The sequence below is a fragment of the Pseudothauera nasutitermitis genome (assembly GCF_004801295.1).
GTDB classification, from domain to species: domain Bacteria; phylum Pseudomonadota; class Gammaproteobacteria; order Burkholderiales; family Rhodocyclaceae; genus Pseudothauera; species Pseudothauera nasutitermitis.
In genome coordinates, this window is record NZ_SSOC01000004.1 from 592,477 (window position 1) to 606,963 (window position 14,487).

Below are 14,487 nucleotides of genomic sequence, written 5' to 3' on the forward strand. Positions count from 1 at the left end.
TTCACCCCTGGCGGCCGGTTTCCGCCGGTGCGGGTGGGCGAACGAGCGCGATGGGGCCGGCCAGGGCGCGGGGCGCATTGAGCAAGTCCACCAGGTCGGCCCGCGGCGGAAACAAGGTCGTATCGCCGATGTGGATGACCAGCGACCACAGTTCCTCGAGACTCAGATCCTGCAGGTGGTCGGCCTGAGTGGCATCGAGCGCGAACTTGCTGCAGGCCGCGTCCCGGTCATGCCGCAGGTTGGCGCGGATGATGGCGAGCAGGTTCAGGTTGATCCACTCGACGTCGGTAAGCGTCACGTGACTCACGGTGTTGTCCTCCCGGCGACTCTGGTGGGATGGATGCTGGGGGCACCAATGGAGGAAGGCCGCGTGGGTGATCTGGCGCGATGCCGCCCAGGGCGACTGATCCAGCATATTCAATGTTGACAGGTAATTTCAATGGCATTCTCGGGAAATCTTGTGCGCTGCACCACTTGCCATACACAAGTCCCGCACAAGGCCGGGGCTTGGCGCATCCGCCATCGTGCAACGATCCGCGGCGCGCTGATCCCGGGGGCGCGGCGGCTGTCAGGCAAGGGACCGAAGTCCCCTGCCTGCGCGCGCTGCGGCGTATGACTCAGGCCGCTTCCGCCAGCCCCTTCCACTCATGGGCGGAGAGATCGATCAGACGGCCGCCCAGCATCTCGAACTCGGTGGCCCGGTCGTAGTCTTCGACCTCCTGGCTGTAGTGCGTGACCGCATTCACCAGCCCGTAGCCCGACAGCTCACCGTTTGCGACCAGCGAGCGCAGCACGCCGGCCCGCTCGGTGTCGTTCAAGGTATAGCGCTGGGCCAGCACCTCGACCGTCTTCACGGGATCGCCCACCAGGGGGATGGCGAGCGTCTTCTGCAGCTTCTGCGCGGCCTGGCGGAAGGTGGCGTCCGAAACCGCCGCCTGCACCACGTCACGCACCTTCAGGAAGAAGGCGCGGTCGTCGGCGCGCAGGGTGTCGTCCTGGTACACCGTGACCGCTTCGTCCTCGCCGCCGAGGGCGCGGCCCACGTGCGTCTTGCGCAGCGACCGGTCGGCGGCGATCAGGCCGTTGCGGCACACCAGCCGGTACAGCAGGGGCTGCACCGACAGCGTGCCCTGGCCGACCTCCGAATTGGAGATCACGACGCCGGCCTGCACCACGTCGCCCGGCGCCATCTCGTACCTCAGGCGCGGGGTGATGCACTTCAGGTACATGCGCGTCTCGGTCAGTTCCACCGATTCGAAATGGACCTCGGGCAACTGCTGCAGGATGGGCAGCACACTCTCGGCCAGGTCGAAGTTGTCCAGCCGGCGATAGCGGTCCGATAGCACGGCGCGCACCTGTCCATCCAGGGTGCGCAGCATGCGCCGGTCGTCCTCGCTCTGCAGCCAGGTGTTCACGTTGCGGTCGAGCAGGGCGGGCTGGTCTTCGCGCATGCGCTCGAAGTAGGCATAGGGAATCCTCAGCTTGTCCGCCAGCTGGCGGCGCGCGAGCGGGGTGACGCCGTAGTCCACCGGGCCGCCGTCTTCCTCGACGACGAGGCCGGTCCGGCCCCGTTCGTCGGTGGTGTGGCGCACCAGCGCCGAGGGGACGATCAGGTCCTTCTTCGACTGCAGCTGGCGCTCCAGCTCCTGGGCCAGGCTGGTGAGGGAACGTCCGCTTCTCATGGCAATCTCCTTGACGGAAATGAAAAGCGGGGACGGCATCGCCCGCTCGCGGGGATGCGCATCCCCGCCAGGGTCGATGACGGACCGGCGGGTGCCGGTCCAGGCAAGGCGCGGGAAACCGCGCCGGAACTCCAAGGCTGTCTTCGCAATGCGGGTGCATCGCCTGGGGTGACAGCGACCAGGGGTGAATCGCCTTTTCAGGGGCACCGCGGGCATGCCGCGTGCCGCCGTGGCAGTGCCGCTGAAAAGGCGGGTGCGGCCCCCGTTTGCGAGGGACCGCACCGCGGCCGGGCTCAAGCCGCGCGAGCGGCCTGGGCTTGTTGGCGCTGGCGCCAGACGTCATCCCAGTCGATGCCGGGATGCCTGGGCACGAAGACCTTCACCTGGCGTGGGCCGGTGTGCGCCTCGTTGCGCTTCAGGCTGCGCGCCAGCGCGAAGGCGAAGGCCTGGCCGGCGAAATCGCCGTCGGCGTCGTTGTCCGCGTAGATGCAGACGGTGCGCACCGTATCCGGCAGCCACAGCTTCTCCAGGTTGCCCGCGTTGAGGCTCGCCCAGACCGGCTTGCCGGTCGCCAGATGCACGGCGAGGCCCTTCTCGATGCCCTCGGCCACCGCCAGTTCCCCGGTTGCCTCGAACAGGCGCACCGCGGCACCGTTGATGCCGGCCGAGAGCACCTTCTTCGCATCCGGTGCGGCGAGCTTGGCGCCGTCCTTCAGATAGGTCCGGTGCAGCGTCACGGCATGGCCGTCGGTGCCCTGGATGCAGGCCAGCATCGCCGGATACTCGGCGACCTTGCGCGACCTGCCCGTGGCGTCCTTCTGGTAGTAGCCGAGGGCCGGATGGAAGCGCAGCACCTTGGGATAGGCCGGCAACGCCAGCCCCCGGCCGCGCAGGTAGCGGTCGACCTCGTCTCCCGGCGTCACCGGCCGGGCTTCGTTCCAAATCCGCTGGGCCAGCTTCTTCATGCGCTCGGCCGACGGTTCGCCGGCGTGGGGCGCGGCCGCGACCGGCAGCACCCCGACGCAGCGCTCGACTTCGCGCAGCGCGGTGTTGAAATCGATGCCCAGGACCGCCTGCAGCAGCTTGAAGCCGCCGCCCGGCCCGCAACTGCGGCAGTGGTAGTTCCCTTCGCCGAACTTGTCGGTGTACTGGAACCGGTCCGTGCCGCCGCACAGCGGGCAAGGCAGGTTGCGGCGTCTCAGGATGCGTTCGTCCACCCCCAGGCTCGCCAGGATCGGCGTCCACCGGCCGTGGGCGCGCTGCTTCACCGCCTCGATGCGGGCCGCGTATTCAGGCGCCAGCATGGCGGCTTCCCGCATCGGCGTGGTCCACGACCAGATCCACCGTATGGCCGGGCGCCGAGCCGTTGCCCACGGTGACCTCGAAGGTCTTGCCACGCAGCAGCGGATACTTGCCCAGCCCCAGTTCCCGCAGCAGGGAATCCAGCATCTGCACCGGATCGACCGCGCGCAGGCGGCGGATCAAGTCTGCCAGCGCGTCGCGGTCCGCCTCCAGGTCCGAGGCGAGGAAGCGGTCGTTCTCATCGACGAAGGACGAGACCTGCCGCACCGGTTCGCCGGATGCTTCGCCGGCCGGGATGTACAGCACGCCGTCGTGGCACACGCCCGCATCGGTGATCTCGACCACGTCCTGGCCGCTTTGTAGGACCACGCGTTCGCACAGGATTACCAGGGGCCATATCCAGCGCCCTTCCAACCGCACGCGGTGCTGCTCGCCCACCGTGTCCACCCGTACCGCCTGCTGCCCGAGGAAGCGCACATGGAGCCAGGCCCAGTGTTCGCGTTGCAGGCTGATCCAGTCGAAGACCAGGTATCCCTTGGCGCGGGCCACCATCCAGTGTGCCGCGTTGTGGTCGTCCATCGTGCCGAGGGCGACGAGGGTGACCGCACCGCTTTCGATCGCTTCGCGCGTCGGGGCGGTCGCGGCCTGCCGGACGTAGCCGTGGTCGTCGTCCTGGATCGGATAGGCGACGATTTCCTCGAACAACGCCGCCGGCAACACATCGAGGTCGTTCATCAGGTCCTGATGGCCCCAGTTGCGCATGGCCGGGTAGTACGTTTCGACGAAGCGTTCCGGCGACATCCGGGTCTTGGCGATTTCCAGCGTCCGGCGCCAGCACGCCTTCAATTCCGCGTTGATGCGCTTGGCCTGCAGGTCTTCGTCGATCAGCCTGTCGCGGTCCGGCAAGCGCGCCATGAACTGGCGCGGGTCCAGATGCACGATGTTGACCTCGCTCGCGTCGGTCGAGCAGCAGTATTTCGGCCGCATGACGCAAAACCCCTGCAGGAATACGAGCGTGACATGGCTGTGCTTGCCGTCGCGGGTTCCAGCCAGGTGGACCGGACCGATGGCACTCGCCATCGTCGCGATGTTCGCCAGGGCAAACGGGCGTTCCAGTCTCTTGCCGTTGAACCGCAGCGCGACGGGAAAGCCTTGGCTCAGCGCCCCGATGCGGTCCGCCAGGTCGGGTAGGTCCACGCCGTGAAGCTCTATCCTCGTGCCGGCCACGTGTTCGGCGACGGTCTCGACGTCGATGAAGGCTTTGGCCAGGGCCGCCGCCGTGTCGATGTCGGCGCGCTGGCGATGCGAGGCGACGATGCAGCGCGTGGCGGCGTACAGGCACTTCGAGAAACCCACGCCGAAGGGATGCTCCTCCGTCTGGGTCCCGGCATCCCAGCCCGACTCGTTGAAGCTCAGGAGCGTCTGGAAGTCGCCGATGCCGCGGCCATCGTCTTGCACGGTCAGGATCTTCGCGTCGGCGTCGTAGCCGATCTCGATCTGCATGGCCCCGGCACGCCGGGCGTTCTGCAACAGCTCGGAAACGAGCGTGAAGCGGTCGGTGAACGCATAGCGCTGGTTGCGCAGGGCGCCTTCTTCGTTGATGCGGACTTGTATCTGCATGACATGACTCCATGAATGCAGGCGAGTCCGTCCCCGGCGGGGCGAACCCACCAGGGGAAGATCGGACGGTCGGCTGTGGCGGCCGACCGCTGGAATACAGCCCGGCGGCGGAGGGGCCGCCATCAGGCGCTACGGTTGAACGAACGGACTACGGTTCGGGCCGCAAGCAGGGCCGGCCGTCGTCGTGAAGGCTGCCGGCCTCTCGGCCGGGGGAAGCCAACGGCGGGCCGGCGGCCGGGAGCGGGACGTCTCCCCCGGCCGGTAGCGTTGCCGGACAGTCGGCGTACAGCCGTTCCTGCCGGATCCGCTCCAGCCGCAGCGCATCTTCGTAGTCCAGGTGCCCGGCGATCCCGTAGGCGACGAAAACCGCCAGCAGGCAGAGGACTTCCTTGAACGTGATCATGGCGATGCCTCAAACGGGCGGATCGCTTGGGCGATCCGTTAGAGATGGGGAAGGCGTCAGGCGAACAGGTCGCCCGTGACCGCCATCCGCTTGATCTGCTCGTTGAGCCACTGGGCGTTCTTGGCAAGCCGCGCCTCGACCCACCCGGGGTGGTGGACGACGGCGTCGCGTACCCACTCGGGGTAGCGCGCGAGCGAGGCCCGGAGCCAGGCCTTCATGCCGTACCGGATGCGGTCGCGGATGTCCTCCGCGTCCACCTCGCCGCAATAGGCGACCGGCGACAGCGGGCTGCAGCCGACCACGCGCAGGCAACTGACGAAAGAGAAGGGCCTCTGGTCCTGGTCGGGTTCGGTAAACACCCAGCGCAGGATGTCGAATTTTTCGTCGAGGGGCGCCATCGGGTCGGCCAGTTGGTCGATTGCCTTGAGCAGGCGCCAATGCAAATAGACGATGTCCTCCTCGCGCCATTCCTCGGCATCATCGCCGCCGAGGATCCGCTCGAGGGTGATGTCGTCGGCGTCGCCCGCGGGGGCGGGCGAAGGCGTGCTCCGGAAAAGAACGCCGGGCGGGAACACCTCATCCACGGCTGTGGGATGAAGGCGCCGTGGGGAGAAGCTTGGATTCAGCATCGTTGCCTCCGGAAAAATGGAGGCAGCGCGTACCACGGCGGGGGCGGATGCCCCCGTGGGGTGAAGAAGGGTCGGTCCGCTACGGGCGGCCCGCGCTATCGGATGGGAAAGACACGCTCCAGGGCTGGCTTGGACGGGCGGTGCGAACCGCCTTGAACGGCGTGCCAGCGGCCGCTCGGGGAAGGCTTTCGGGGGAAGGACGGATGAACAGTGCCTGCCCCTGCCTCGAAAGCGTACCCGGAGGCGGGCGGGCTTCGAGCGGATGGCTCAGCGGAAAACTCCAGGGCTTGCCTTGTTTGAATGCAGGGCCAGCTGCTGCATGACGCAAAGGTAGTGGGCAGCCGTCGCCGGGTCAAGGCGGAAATCCTCCCGGGGCGGCGCCGATGCCGAAATCCCCCTTTGGTGCCGGCCGTTTCCGGTGGCGAATGGAGCGCGGGATGCGGAAGATGCCGCTGAGCGCATCATTCCGCGGGAGCCAGGCATGCCGGACATCCAGATCGTCAAGGTGGACCAGGGGGGCGTCAATGCCCGCATCCTCGCCAAGGAGGTCAAAGCCGACTTCCGGCGCGTCGAGGCGGCCAGCCTGAAAATCCCGACACGGTTCAGCAGCGCCGAGGGCAAGCGGTTCTTCGCCAGGCTGTTCAATACCCTGCAGCTCAACACCCATTTCATCTCGGTCATCGCCCGCACCCGGCTCGACCACGAAGACGTGGCCAGGATCGAGGAGGCCATTCGTGCGCAGATCGACGCCGTGACGGAAACCCTCAACCAGGCCATCGACGGCGCGGAGGCGTTGTTCAAGGCCCATGGCATCACCAGCGCGGCGACCTACGACACCGTGCCGCTGGATGTGGACGTCCATGTGCTGTCGTCGATCGGCCGGCGTTTCCTCGAAGTGCTGGGCAAGCTCGACCAATTGATGCCGCTGCTGCAGACGTTGGAGATACATGAGGTGATCACCGCCCAGGCGGTCGATATCCAGCGCGCCAGCCTCAAGCGGCAGGTGCGTGACGTGGCCAATGGCGCGCGCAGGTTCGCCATGGGGCTCCGGCGGCAGATGAACGCCATGGAGGCCCGCGACGGCGGGGTGCCGCGCGGAGCGGCTGCCGAGCCGGAAGGCGTGGAAGGTGCGGTGGAAGGTGCGGACGGCGAACCCGCGGCCGGGGAGTGTGATGCCGGCGCCGCCCCCGCATCGCTGGAGGAGGATGAGCCGGCCGCCGTGCTCAGGGCAAACGAAGTCCGTCAACACCACTCTTTGTAAGTTGCGGGCTCTTTGGCAGGGCCCGCTATGATCGAAGCCCGTCATAACTGTGCCCACGACGTGCTTGGGTGGACGCTCCACAAACCAAGTCCGTCACATCGAGGTGTCCGGCGGCTTGCAATCCAAAGCGGTCACTCGCCTTGTCGTGTTATAGACATTGCAGAAGTTGTAAGCTCAAACCCGATTTTCTTCCGGCACGGCAACCTAGCCCGAATCGCTCGCCCGCCGCGGCGCCTACACGTGCCGCAGGCAATCCACAACCATGTTGCCGCGCAGCCGCTGCACCACCGAGGTGAGATCCAGCCCCTTGTCCTTCAGTGTGGTCGCAGCGTTGGCTTGCCAGACTAGGTCGCCCTGCTCGAAGAAAGTCGCGCGCAGTTCGCGCACAGTGGCCACCGCCATCGTGGCCCAGGCGAGGAAGTCGTCGAGCGCCCAGTAATGCAGTGTCTTGGCGTGGGGCACGGCCGCAACACGGATGCCCGTCGCCGGCGATACCAAGGTCGGAACGAACATGCAGCCGGCGGCCTGCTCGACGTGTGTTGTCATCCAGTTCGGGTGGGACGCGGCTTGTCGCGCCTTCGTCACATCCAACGCCCCGTCACTCGTGGTGTTAACGTAGTCCTCAAAAACGACGCAAGTGCTACCGGAAATCCACCACGGGTCTGGTGAGCCCTCGGACTCTTGCTTACCAGCAATGAAACCGAGCAAGTTGCCGAGCCGAACCTGCGCGTTCTCGAAGGTGTCGGGGTTGCCCAGGCCCTGCAGAATCTCCTTCTCAAGGTTGGCGAACCTCCTCTCGTGGATCGAGCCCAGCCGTGAGAGCTCGGCGGCCAGCCGCTCGGCCTGCTGCTGCAGCGCCGAGTCAGCGGCCTGGGTATCAAGCACCTCGGGGGCTTCGTGGCGCGCGAACTCGGCGAGCCACGGAATATCGGGCGCGCACTTGTAGGCCTCAGCGAAGTGTCCCCGTGCCTTAGATTCAAGGGTTGCCACTCCCGATTTCGCCCCGAGGTAAGCGGCCGAACCCGCGATGTAGTGCCAAAGCGCCCGATAGCCGCGTACATCGGGTGATGTCAGCTCGCCGAGGGCCTGTTCGGCGAAACCGACAGCGCGCGGATAATCGCCGCGCCAGAGTGCCGTCTGGTACTCAATTTCGTACTTAACAGCAGCTGTCAAATTCGCGATCGACGGCAACGACTCTTGATGCAACCGGCGGCGAGCCTCGACGATGGTGCGATTGACGCTTTCCCACGCCTTTCCGTTGTCCAGGAAGATGTCGAAGTTCTCGATGATGTTGGCGGCGTCGGTGTCCTTTGACTGCCGCACGCCGAACTCGATCTCGGCCTGCAACTCCGGGTGAAAGAATTTACGGCGGCGGATATCGGCGAGGTAGTCCGGCAGGTCGTCGCCTGTGACCACGACGGCCGAGTAGTCCTCGAGGGAGCGGGTGCAGCGCCCGATGGCCTGTACGACACGCGTCTGGATGCGCTCGTTGAACAAGGTGTTCGCCGCCATGCGCGACATGAGGAAGCGCTCTTGCGAGTTCATCGCCTTCGGCAGGCCTTCAATAAAGAGCAAGCGGCACTCGTCGCCCGAGAAGTCCACTCCGTCATAGCGGTTCGCGACCACCGCGACGGCCTTAGGCGCAGCGACGAAGCCGTCCTTCGAGTTCTCGATATTCTCGACACGATATATCGGGTACCCGATCTGCTCGGTCACCTGCTTGCTGGCGGCGTTGGCCATCGGTGTGCTCGGGACTAGCACGACGCTGCGCCCCGCCCGTTTCATCAGTTGCATGCGTAAGTCAGCGGCCTCGTCTGCAGACAAGGACATCTCGGGGAAGATAAAGAAGCGTCGGCCGACACCCTGGGTGTCCCACCCCTTCGGCGCGGCAATACGGTGAATGTTCTTACGCCCGGTCAGACGCTCCAAATCGCCGCCAGCACCAAGGGTTGCCGACATGTAGATGCGTTGCTTGGCGGAGTTGAACGGAGTATGCGAGAACGTCGGCGGCAGCAGCGGCCGGATCATGATGTCGCGTGGGGAGAGGTACACGTGGCAAGCATCAAGGTGGCCACGAAGCAGCGACCACGCGTAGCGCAGCTTGGTGTCTGGCGTGTGTGCGTCGAGAATCTCGGTCAACTCGTCCTTGATCTCTGCCAGCACCGGCATCGGCAACATGTCCACCCAAGTGCGGTCGACCACATCCTCCCAGGTACCACGCAGTCGACTGAGGTTGGTCGGCGTTAGATGACGACCGAGCAGATTGCAGAGGGCCTGATGCAGTGCGGGGTAGCCTTCTTCCGAATCCCGGGAAATGAGCAGCGACCAGAAGGAGGCGACATAGTTCTCAGCCGCATGCGCGTCGTCGAGTACGATTACGTCAGCATTGTCAAAATACGAGTTGGTATTAAATAGCCCCGAGTACGTCGTGATGGCGATCTTCTCGGCCTGCTGGAAATCGGTCTTCGAGGCCGGCGAATACTCACGCTGCGGTCCCACGAACGTGCCGACCGATAGCCCATACTTCTCTTCGGCCTGGTTGACCACCTGGTGGACCAACTGAATGGTGGGGCACAGGTATACGACGCGCTCGTTGAACTTGCGGCGGCGCCACTCCGCGATCAACAGTCCGACCAGCGTCTTGCCGCTCCCGGTAGGCAACTGCAGCGCCACGTCGGGTGGCGTGACACCTTCCGCGGCGTAGGACTGCATCGTCTCAGCCTGATGTGGCAGTACGTCAGGAAATTTGCGGCGCGTCAGATCACGGAACAGCTTGTCAGGCGTGTCCGGAACGGAGTCGTCCGAGGTCGCGGTCTTAAATGCCATGGTGTCTCCCTTGAAATCTCACCGTGCGTGTGTGGCCCCTGGGACGAGATCGCTGCTCAATCAGGGGGTGCTACTGCAATTTTCGCATGCCACTCTTGGCGGTGACGCACAAATCCGCGGCTGTCATGTATGTAACCCATGCTCCAATCCACGTCCTAAGCTGGACTTAGAATGACCGCTTTCCGACGCTAGGTTCATTGACCGCTTCTGGCCGGGATGGGCCTATCGCCCCAGCCCCTTTTATGGACATCCGGCATGAAGGGCGGGCTTTCGTGACGGACTTCACTTGCCGTCAACAGCCGCGCCCGGCGAGCAGCGTCCGCAGTGAGTGTCCACACGCAAGCGCCGGCCCGGCCGGGGGCTGCCGCTGGAACTGCGCCATGGCGTCTTGCATCCGCGGGCGGCGGCCCATAAGGTGCGGGCATGTCCCACGCGGAGGGGATGCCGAACTCCGTCGTGGACACTTCCACCGCCCAGGTGGCGTCGCAGTCGATACCTGCCTTCCTGCCCGACGATTCCCGGCCGTGCGTTCCGCCCGGCGCGATTGCGGATCGACCGCGCTCCCGGCCAAGGCGGCCATGTGCCGTTCGGGAGCACTTCTCCTGCTTGTCCAATCATGCCACGCGACCGGGGCGCCGGTGGCATGCAGTCGAGTCCAGTGCCCCGTACCGGTGTGCGCCATCCTGACCTAGCGCGACCGGGAAGGAGCAGGTCATGTCTTTTTCCGGCGAAAGCCGCGATGAGGCCAGATCATGCCCGATATCGACGTCCGGGCCGCCGCCGGGGCGGCCGTTCCCCTCCGCCCACCTGCCGTCGGCGTTCCCGAAACCGGATTCCTGCGGCAGCCGCAAGTGCTGGCGCTGGTGCCCATCTCCAAATCAACCCTCTGGCGGCGCATTCAGGCACGTACTTTTCCGGCGCCATTGAAGCTCTCGGCAAGGGTCACCGTATGGCGTACCGAAGACATCCGGCGCTGGATCACGGAGCAGGGCCGCCGGCAGGAATGATCCCGAGGCTTGCGCTTCCCCGCGGCGTCCGCTGAAGGCCCCGGTTGCGGCGAGACCGCGATGCCGGGGTGGTGGTCCGTCAGGGGCATGGCTGCGCACGCGGCGCGGCGCAGGAAGGACGCCGCTGGCCGGCCATCATGGTCCCGGGGTGTGTTTCAGCGCGGCGCCGCCGCAGCTTGCAGCGGCGGCATCGGCTGATCGGGCCACCACACCCAGGCGCCGTCCTTGCATGCAGCGATCGCCTTCTCCTTCAGCGCGCGTTCCCTGGGCGCCATGAAGGCGCTCATCACATGCAAGGAAACCGGTATCGGTCCGGCATCCAGCAGCAAGGCGTTGGGAAAGGCCGCCGCGCTTTTCGCATCGTAGCGGAGCGGCTTCACGAATCGGCGGCGCTGGGCGATCAAGGCGCCGATCAGCGGCAGTTCGGCCACGCCCTCAATGGGGATCCACTGTTCGTTGGTCAGCATCAGGCTGGCCGCATCGATCTCGTAGGTGTATTCGCGGCGCGCGCGGACCAGCGCCGCCATGACCAGGCGCACCGAGGATCCGGCGTCGGCGTCGCGCGCCTCGAACAAGGGGGCGAAGACCCGCTCGATCCGCGCCCAACTCTGTTCCGCGACGAGCAGCGGCGCATCCGGCATGTGGCGAATCCAGATCCTGCGTCCCTGTGCCGCCGCCTGGTTTGTCTTGTACTCGCCGATGATGATGGCCAGCGGCGCCTGCCCATCCTTCGGCCGCAGCACCGCCAGTTTGTCGCGCCGGCGCCGTGCCGCCTCGGCCTTGGCGCTTTCGCTGAACGGCTCGGGAACATACAGGCGTTCGGCCAGCGGCACGCCCTTGACCACGATTTCCTCGGCGGCCTCCAGCAAGTACTTGCGCAGCACGCCCTGGCTGCGTTTCCCCGCCATGGCGGGGCTCCAGCGGTTGAAGCCGGCGCGTTCGAACAGGAAGTGCAGCAAGGCGCGCAGCGACATGCGCCGCTGCGGCACGGCCACCTCCACCTGCTCCCTTGGCTCGCCGTGCGGTACGCCTGTCCCCATCCGCCGTGTCCACGGGAAATCCACGCGCAGTTCCACCCGGCCGGGCTCCGGCTCCAGCACCGCCTCGCCCATCAGTTCGCCCAGCCCCGACAACTGGATTCCCGGCGCGTAGGACGGGCACGCCGGATGATGCGTGCTGCCGCTATCCGGCATCCGCTTGACCATGAAGCGGCGATGCAGCGCCACGTACATCTCGACCCCGCCGGGCATGCACAGGCAGCGCGGCCGTTCGGGGGTGTCATGGATCGCGGCGAGCGCGTCCTGCAACTGCGGGTCGTCAGCCTCGATCACGCGGTCCCCGATGGCGAATCGCTGGCCGTCCATCGTCGCCTCACACCAGTTCGTCGAGCAGTTCCGCCAAGGTCGGCCGGGGCCGGGGCAGCAGTTCCCGCACGGCGCTGCGTTCGCCGATGCCGAGGATGATCCCCACCTGGGCCTCGTCGCCGCCCCGCTCGTACATCCGGGACATCAGCGTGAGACGCGCCGACTGGGCGCTCAGACCCTTGAGCCCGGCGTAGCGGAACAGCTTCCGGTAGGTTTCCAGCAGGGCGCGGCAGACGTGGCGGTTCTGCCCGGGGGTGGTGTTGTTGGGCACGATCCGGTAGGGCTCGCCGCTCGGCGACAGGAACAGCCGGCTGCCCGGGTCCAGGCCCCGGTAGCGGTCCGCTTCCCCCAGGCCGTGCCCGCTGTCGCAGCGTTCGCGCAGGTACGCGTCGAGCGAGTCCGTGAGCCGGCTGCTGCTGAAGTAGAGCGGCCTCGATTTGCCGTTGATGGCCGCCTCGGGGCGCAATGCCGACGCCCAGCGCACGCTGCCGTCGGCGTGCAGGTAGTCGCGCACTTCGAGCCGGGCGATCTCGAGGGGGCGCAGGCCGGTGGCGAACAGCAGGTAGTACAGGGCCAGGTCGTGCCAGGTACGCTGCGTGCGGCCCTTGATGCGCACCGCCCCCTGGGCCACCTCGGAGGGCGACAGCACGCGCGCCGGACGGTTGCCCGCGGGCGGCGCGGGCTCGAAATCCTCCAGCGCCACCAGGATGGCGTCGCGATGCAGGCGCAGGCGCCGCACGAAGGCCGCGCCTTCTTCCTTGAGGCCCTCCACCCCCACCACCCGGGTGAGCCGGACTGCCACTGACTTGACGCGCCGCTCCACCGCGGTCCGCGAAACGCCGAAGCGGGCCGCCACCGTCTCGTAGGTATCTCCGTCGATGACGGCACGGAGCATCTCGATCGATAGTTGCGCTCCTTCCGTACGCGAGTCTGCCGTTTCGTCGCTTCGCATGACGCGCTTCCTCTTGATCTCCCGGCCGTGATACGTGCCCGATATTCGAGTGCCGGCGCGCAGGCCGCCAGTCGAAATCAATGGAATAGGTGGGGGGTTTCGTCATTGGAGCGGTTTGCCCGAAGCGCGGTGAAAGATGGGGGCGCGAGAGGGACGATCCGGTTGCCGGGAAAAAGGAGGCCCCCCAGGCGCTTGCGTTCCCCGGATTGGCCGAAGCGCCCGGACAGGGCCTGCCCGGGCGGGTGCTTCTTGCCTTGGGGCGGCCCGGCGGAAAAAAAGCCCGCCGAAGCGGGCGTTAAATCCCCGATCTCTGGCATTCCGGACCCATGGGGCAAGTCAGGATATGGAGGAGAGGTGAAATCGGGGAGAGGGCCTTGCGTTCAAGGGGTGCTGCGTACCCTCAGACGGCGTTGCACGGGAAAGAGCCTGAGGTCGTAGCGGTCTTCGATGAATCCGAAGATGCCTTTCGGGAACCAGATCGTCACGACGATCGCCAGCAGGCCCAGGGCGGTCAGGTACCAGCTGCCGAAGTCTTCGAAGACCTTCGACAGGGCGAAGAAGAGGACCGCGCCGAACAGTGGCCCCGCGATGGTGCCGACGCCGCCGATGATGACCATGAAGATGATCAGGGGAGACCATGAAACGCCGAACGCCGCGTCCGGCGAGATGCGCAGGGTACCGAGGAAGTAGATGGCGCCAGCGATGCCGAAGCCGAAGGCCGAGATGACGTATACGAGGAACTTGGTGCGCCCGACGTCGATGCCCTGGCTCCTCGAGGCGAGCTCCGAATCGCGGATCGCCGTCAGCGCCAAGCCGAATTTCGAGCGCAGCAGCAAGTACACGAGCAGCACCGAACCGTACGAGGCGCCGATCGACACCCAGAACGTGATGGCCTCGCGGGTCGCCCGGTCGAACCCCCTGAGGGCGAGCAGGCTGGTGCCGGAGCCGCCCCCCAGGACGGTCGTGTTGGCCACCAGGAGCCGCAGGATTTCGGCCACCGCCCAGGTGCCGATCGCGAAGGTGGGGCCATGCAGGCGGAACACGATCCGGGAGATCGGCATCGCGGCGACGGCCGCCGCGACGCCGCACAGCAGGACCGCGGCGAACGGGTTGATCCCGGCCATGTTCGCCAGCACGATCAGCGCATAGCCGCCGATGCCGATGTAGGCCTGCTGGCCGATCGAGACCAGTCCGCCATAGCCGCCGAGCAGGTTCCACATCTGCGCCATGACGAAATAGCACGCCAGTTCCGACAGCCAGCGCAAGTAGATGGCATCCGCCCAGAACGGCATCGACACCGAGAACCCGAGCGACACGGCGAAGAAGACCATGGTCGCGATGCCCGCGCGGGTGGATCTTTCGACGACGTGGCCGCCGTCCCCGGGCCGGGCGGATGCGGCGGCCGTGACACCCATTGTTGTACTCATCTGAGCCTCGCTGC

The 14,487-nt window shown here is 66.4% G+C and carries 12 protein-coding genes; 2 read left to right on the forward strand and 10 right to left on the reverse strand.

Annotated features, from left to right (window positions below):
• Position 1: 1 nt before the first annotated feature.
• From E6C76_RS13110 to E6C76_RS13135, 6 genes are all read right to left on the reverse strand, one after another.
• Positions 2-307 carry a hypothetical protein gene (locus tag E6C76_RS13110; protein WP_136348653.1) on the reverse strand — a complete coding sequence of 102 codons (306 nt, stop codon included), beginning with the start codon at positions 305-307 and terminating at the stop codon, positions 2-4.
• Between the two features lie 310 nt (positions 308-617).
• Positions 618-1,682, reverse strand: coding sequence for a DUF932 domain-containing protein (locus E6C76_RS13115; RefSeq protein ID WP_136348654.1), 1,065 nt, complete (start codon positions 1,680-1,682; stop codon positions 618-620).
• A 293-nt stretch (positions 1,683-1,975) separates the two neighbouring features.
• Entirely contained in the window at positions 1,976-2,986 is a 1,011-nt protein-coding gene (locus E6C76_RS13120; RefSeq protein ID WP_136348655.1) for a DUF7146 domain-containing protein, read from the reverse strand.
• Positions 2,973-4,604 carry an ATP-binding protein gene (locus E6C76_RS13125; RefSeq protein WP_136348656.1) on the reverse strand — a complete coding sequence of 544 codons (1,632 nt, stop codon included), beginning with the start codon at positions 4,602-4,604 and terminating at the stop codon, positions 2,973-2,975. The genes E6C76_RS13120 and E6C76_RS13125 overlap by 14 nt, the downstream gene beginning before the upstream one ends.
• A 148-nt stretch (positions 4,605-4,752) precedes the next feature.
• Complete coding sequence (locus tag E6C76_RS13130) at positions 4,753-5,007, reverse strand: hypothetical protein (protein WP_136348657.1); 255 nt, start codon at positions 5,005-5,007, stop codon at positions 4,753-4,755.
• Between the two features lie 56 nt (positions 5,008-5,063).
• On the reverse strand, positions 5,064-5,636 hold the full coding sequence (locus tag E6C76_RS13135) for a hypothetical protein (protein ID WP_136348658.1): 573 nt from the start codon (positions 5,634-5,636) through the stop codon (positions 5,064-5,066).
• 481 nt (positions 5,637-6,117) lie between these two features.
• Between E6C76_RS13135 and E6C76_RS13140 the strand changes: the two genes are divergently transcribed.
• Entirely contained in the window at positions 6,118-6,897 is a 780-nt protein-coding gene (locus E6C76_RS13140) for a DUF1845 domain-containing protein (RefSeq protein WP_230976267.1), read from the forward strand.
• A 234-nt stretch (positions 6,898-7,131) separates the two neighbouring features.
• On the opposite strand, the gene E6C76_RS13145 is transcribed toward E6C76_RS13140, so the two are convergent.
• On the reverse strand, positions 7,132-9,723 hold the full coding sequence (locus E6C76_RS13145) for a DEAD/DEAH box helicase (RefSeq protein WP_136348659.1): 2,592 nt from the start codon (positions 9,721-9,723) through the stop codon (positions 7,132-7,134).
• A gap of 752 nt (positions 9,724-10,475) precedes the next feature.
• Between E6C76_RS13145 and E6C76_RS13150 the strand changes: the two genes are divergently transcribed.
• On the forward strand, positions 10,476-10,730 hold the full coding sequence (locus E6C76_RS13150) for a helix-turn-helix transcriptional regulator (RefSeq protein ID WP_136348660.1): 255 nt from the start codon (positions 10,476-10,478) through the stop codon (positions 10,728-10,730).
• Between the two features lie 155 nt (positions 10,731-10,885).
• On the opposite strand, the gene E6C76_RS13155 is transcribed toward E6C76_RS13150, so the two are convergent.
• The 3 genes from E6C76_RS13155 to E6C76_RS13165 form a co-directional block, all read right to left on the reverse strand.
• Positions 10,886-12,094 (reverse strand): DUF1173 family protein, encoded by a 1,209-nt coding sequence (locus tag E6C76_RS13155; RefSeq protein ID WP_136348661.1) that lies wholly within the window; start codon positions 12,092-12,094, stop codon positions 10,886-10,888.
• Between the two features lie 7 nt (positions 12,095-12,101).
• Positions 12,102-13,046 carry a site-specific integrase gene (locus E6C76_RS13160; protein ID WP_136348662.1) on the reverse strand — a complete coding sequence of 315 codons (945 nt, stop codon included), beginning with the start codon at positions 13,044-13,046 and terminating at the stop codon, positions 12,102-12,104.
• 380 nt (positions 13,047-13,426) lie between these two features.
• On the reverse strand, positions 13,427-14,461 hold the full coding sequence (locus tag E6C76_RS13165; RefSeq protein ID WP_211090214.1) for a branched-chain amino acid ABC transporter permease: 1,035 nt from the start codon (positions 14,459-14,461) through the stop codon (positions 13,427-13,429).
• Positions 14,462-14,487 lie beyond the last annotated feature (26 nt).

Excerpts from the sequence above, each read along its gene's own strand:
- E6C76_RS13130 (WP_136348657.1), bottom strand. The coding sequence starts at position 5,007 with ATGATCACGTTCAAGGAAGTCCTCTGCCTGCTGGCGGTTTTCGTCGCC.
- E6C76_RS13145 (WP_136348659.1), bottom strand. The coding sequence starts at position 9,723 with ATGGCATTTAAGACCGCGACCTCGGACGACTCCGTTCCGGACACGCCT.
- E6C76_RS13165 (WP_211090214.1), bottom strand. The coding sequence starts at position 14,461 with ATGGGTGTCACGGCCGCCGCATCCGCCCGGCCCGGGGACGGCGGCCAC.
- E6C76_RS13135 (WP_136348658.1), bottom strand. The coding sequence starts at position 5,636 with ATGCTGAATCCAAGCTTCTCCCCACGGCGCCTTCATCCCACAGCCGTG.
- E6C76_RS13115 (WP_136348654.1), bottom strand. The coding sequence starts at position 1,682 with ATGAGAAGCGGACGTTCCCTCACCAGCCTGGCCCAGGAGCTGGAGCGC.
- E6C76_RS13120 (WP_136348655.1), bottom strand. The coding sequence starts at position 2,986 with ATGCTGGCGCCTGAATACGCGGCCCGCATCGAGGCGGTGAAGCAGCGC.
- E6C76_RS13150 (WP_136348660.1), top strand. The coding sequence starts at position 10,476 with ATGCCCGATATCGACGTCCGGGCCGCCGCCGGGGCGGCCGTTCCCCTC.
- E6C76_RS13140 (WP_230976267.1), top strand. The coding sequence starts at position 6,118 with ATGCCGGACATCCAGATCGTCAAGGTGGACCAGGGGGGCGTCAATGCC.
- E6C76_RS13155 (WP_136348661.1), bottom strand. The coding sequence starts at position 12,094 with ATGGACGGCCAGCGATTCGCCATCGGGGACCGCGTGATCGAGGCTGAC.
- E6C76_RS13125 (WP_136348656.1), bottom strand. The coding sequence starts at position 4,604 with ATGCAGATACAAGTCCGCATCAACGAAGAAGGCGCCCTGCGCAACCAG.
- E6C76_RS13160 (WP_136348662.1), bottom strand. The coding sequence starts at position 13,046 with ATGCGAAGCGACGAAACGGCAGACTCGCGTACGGAAGGAGCGCAACTA.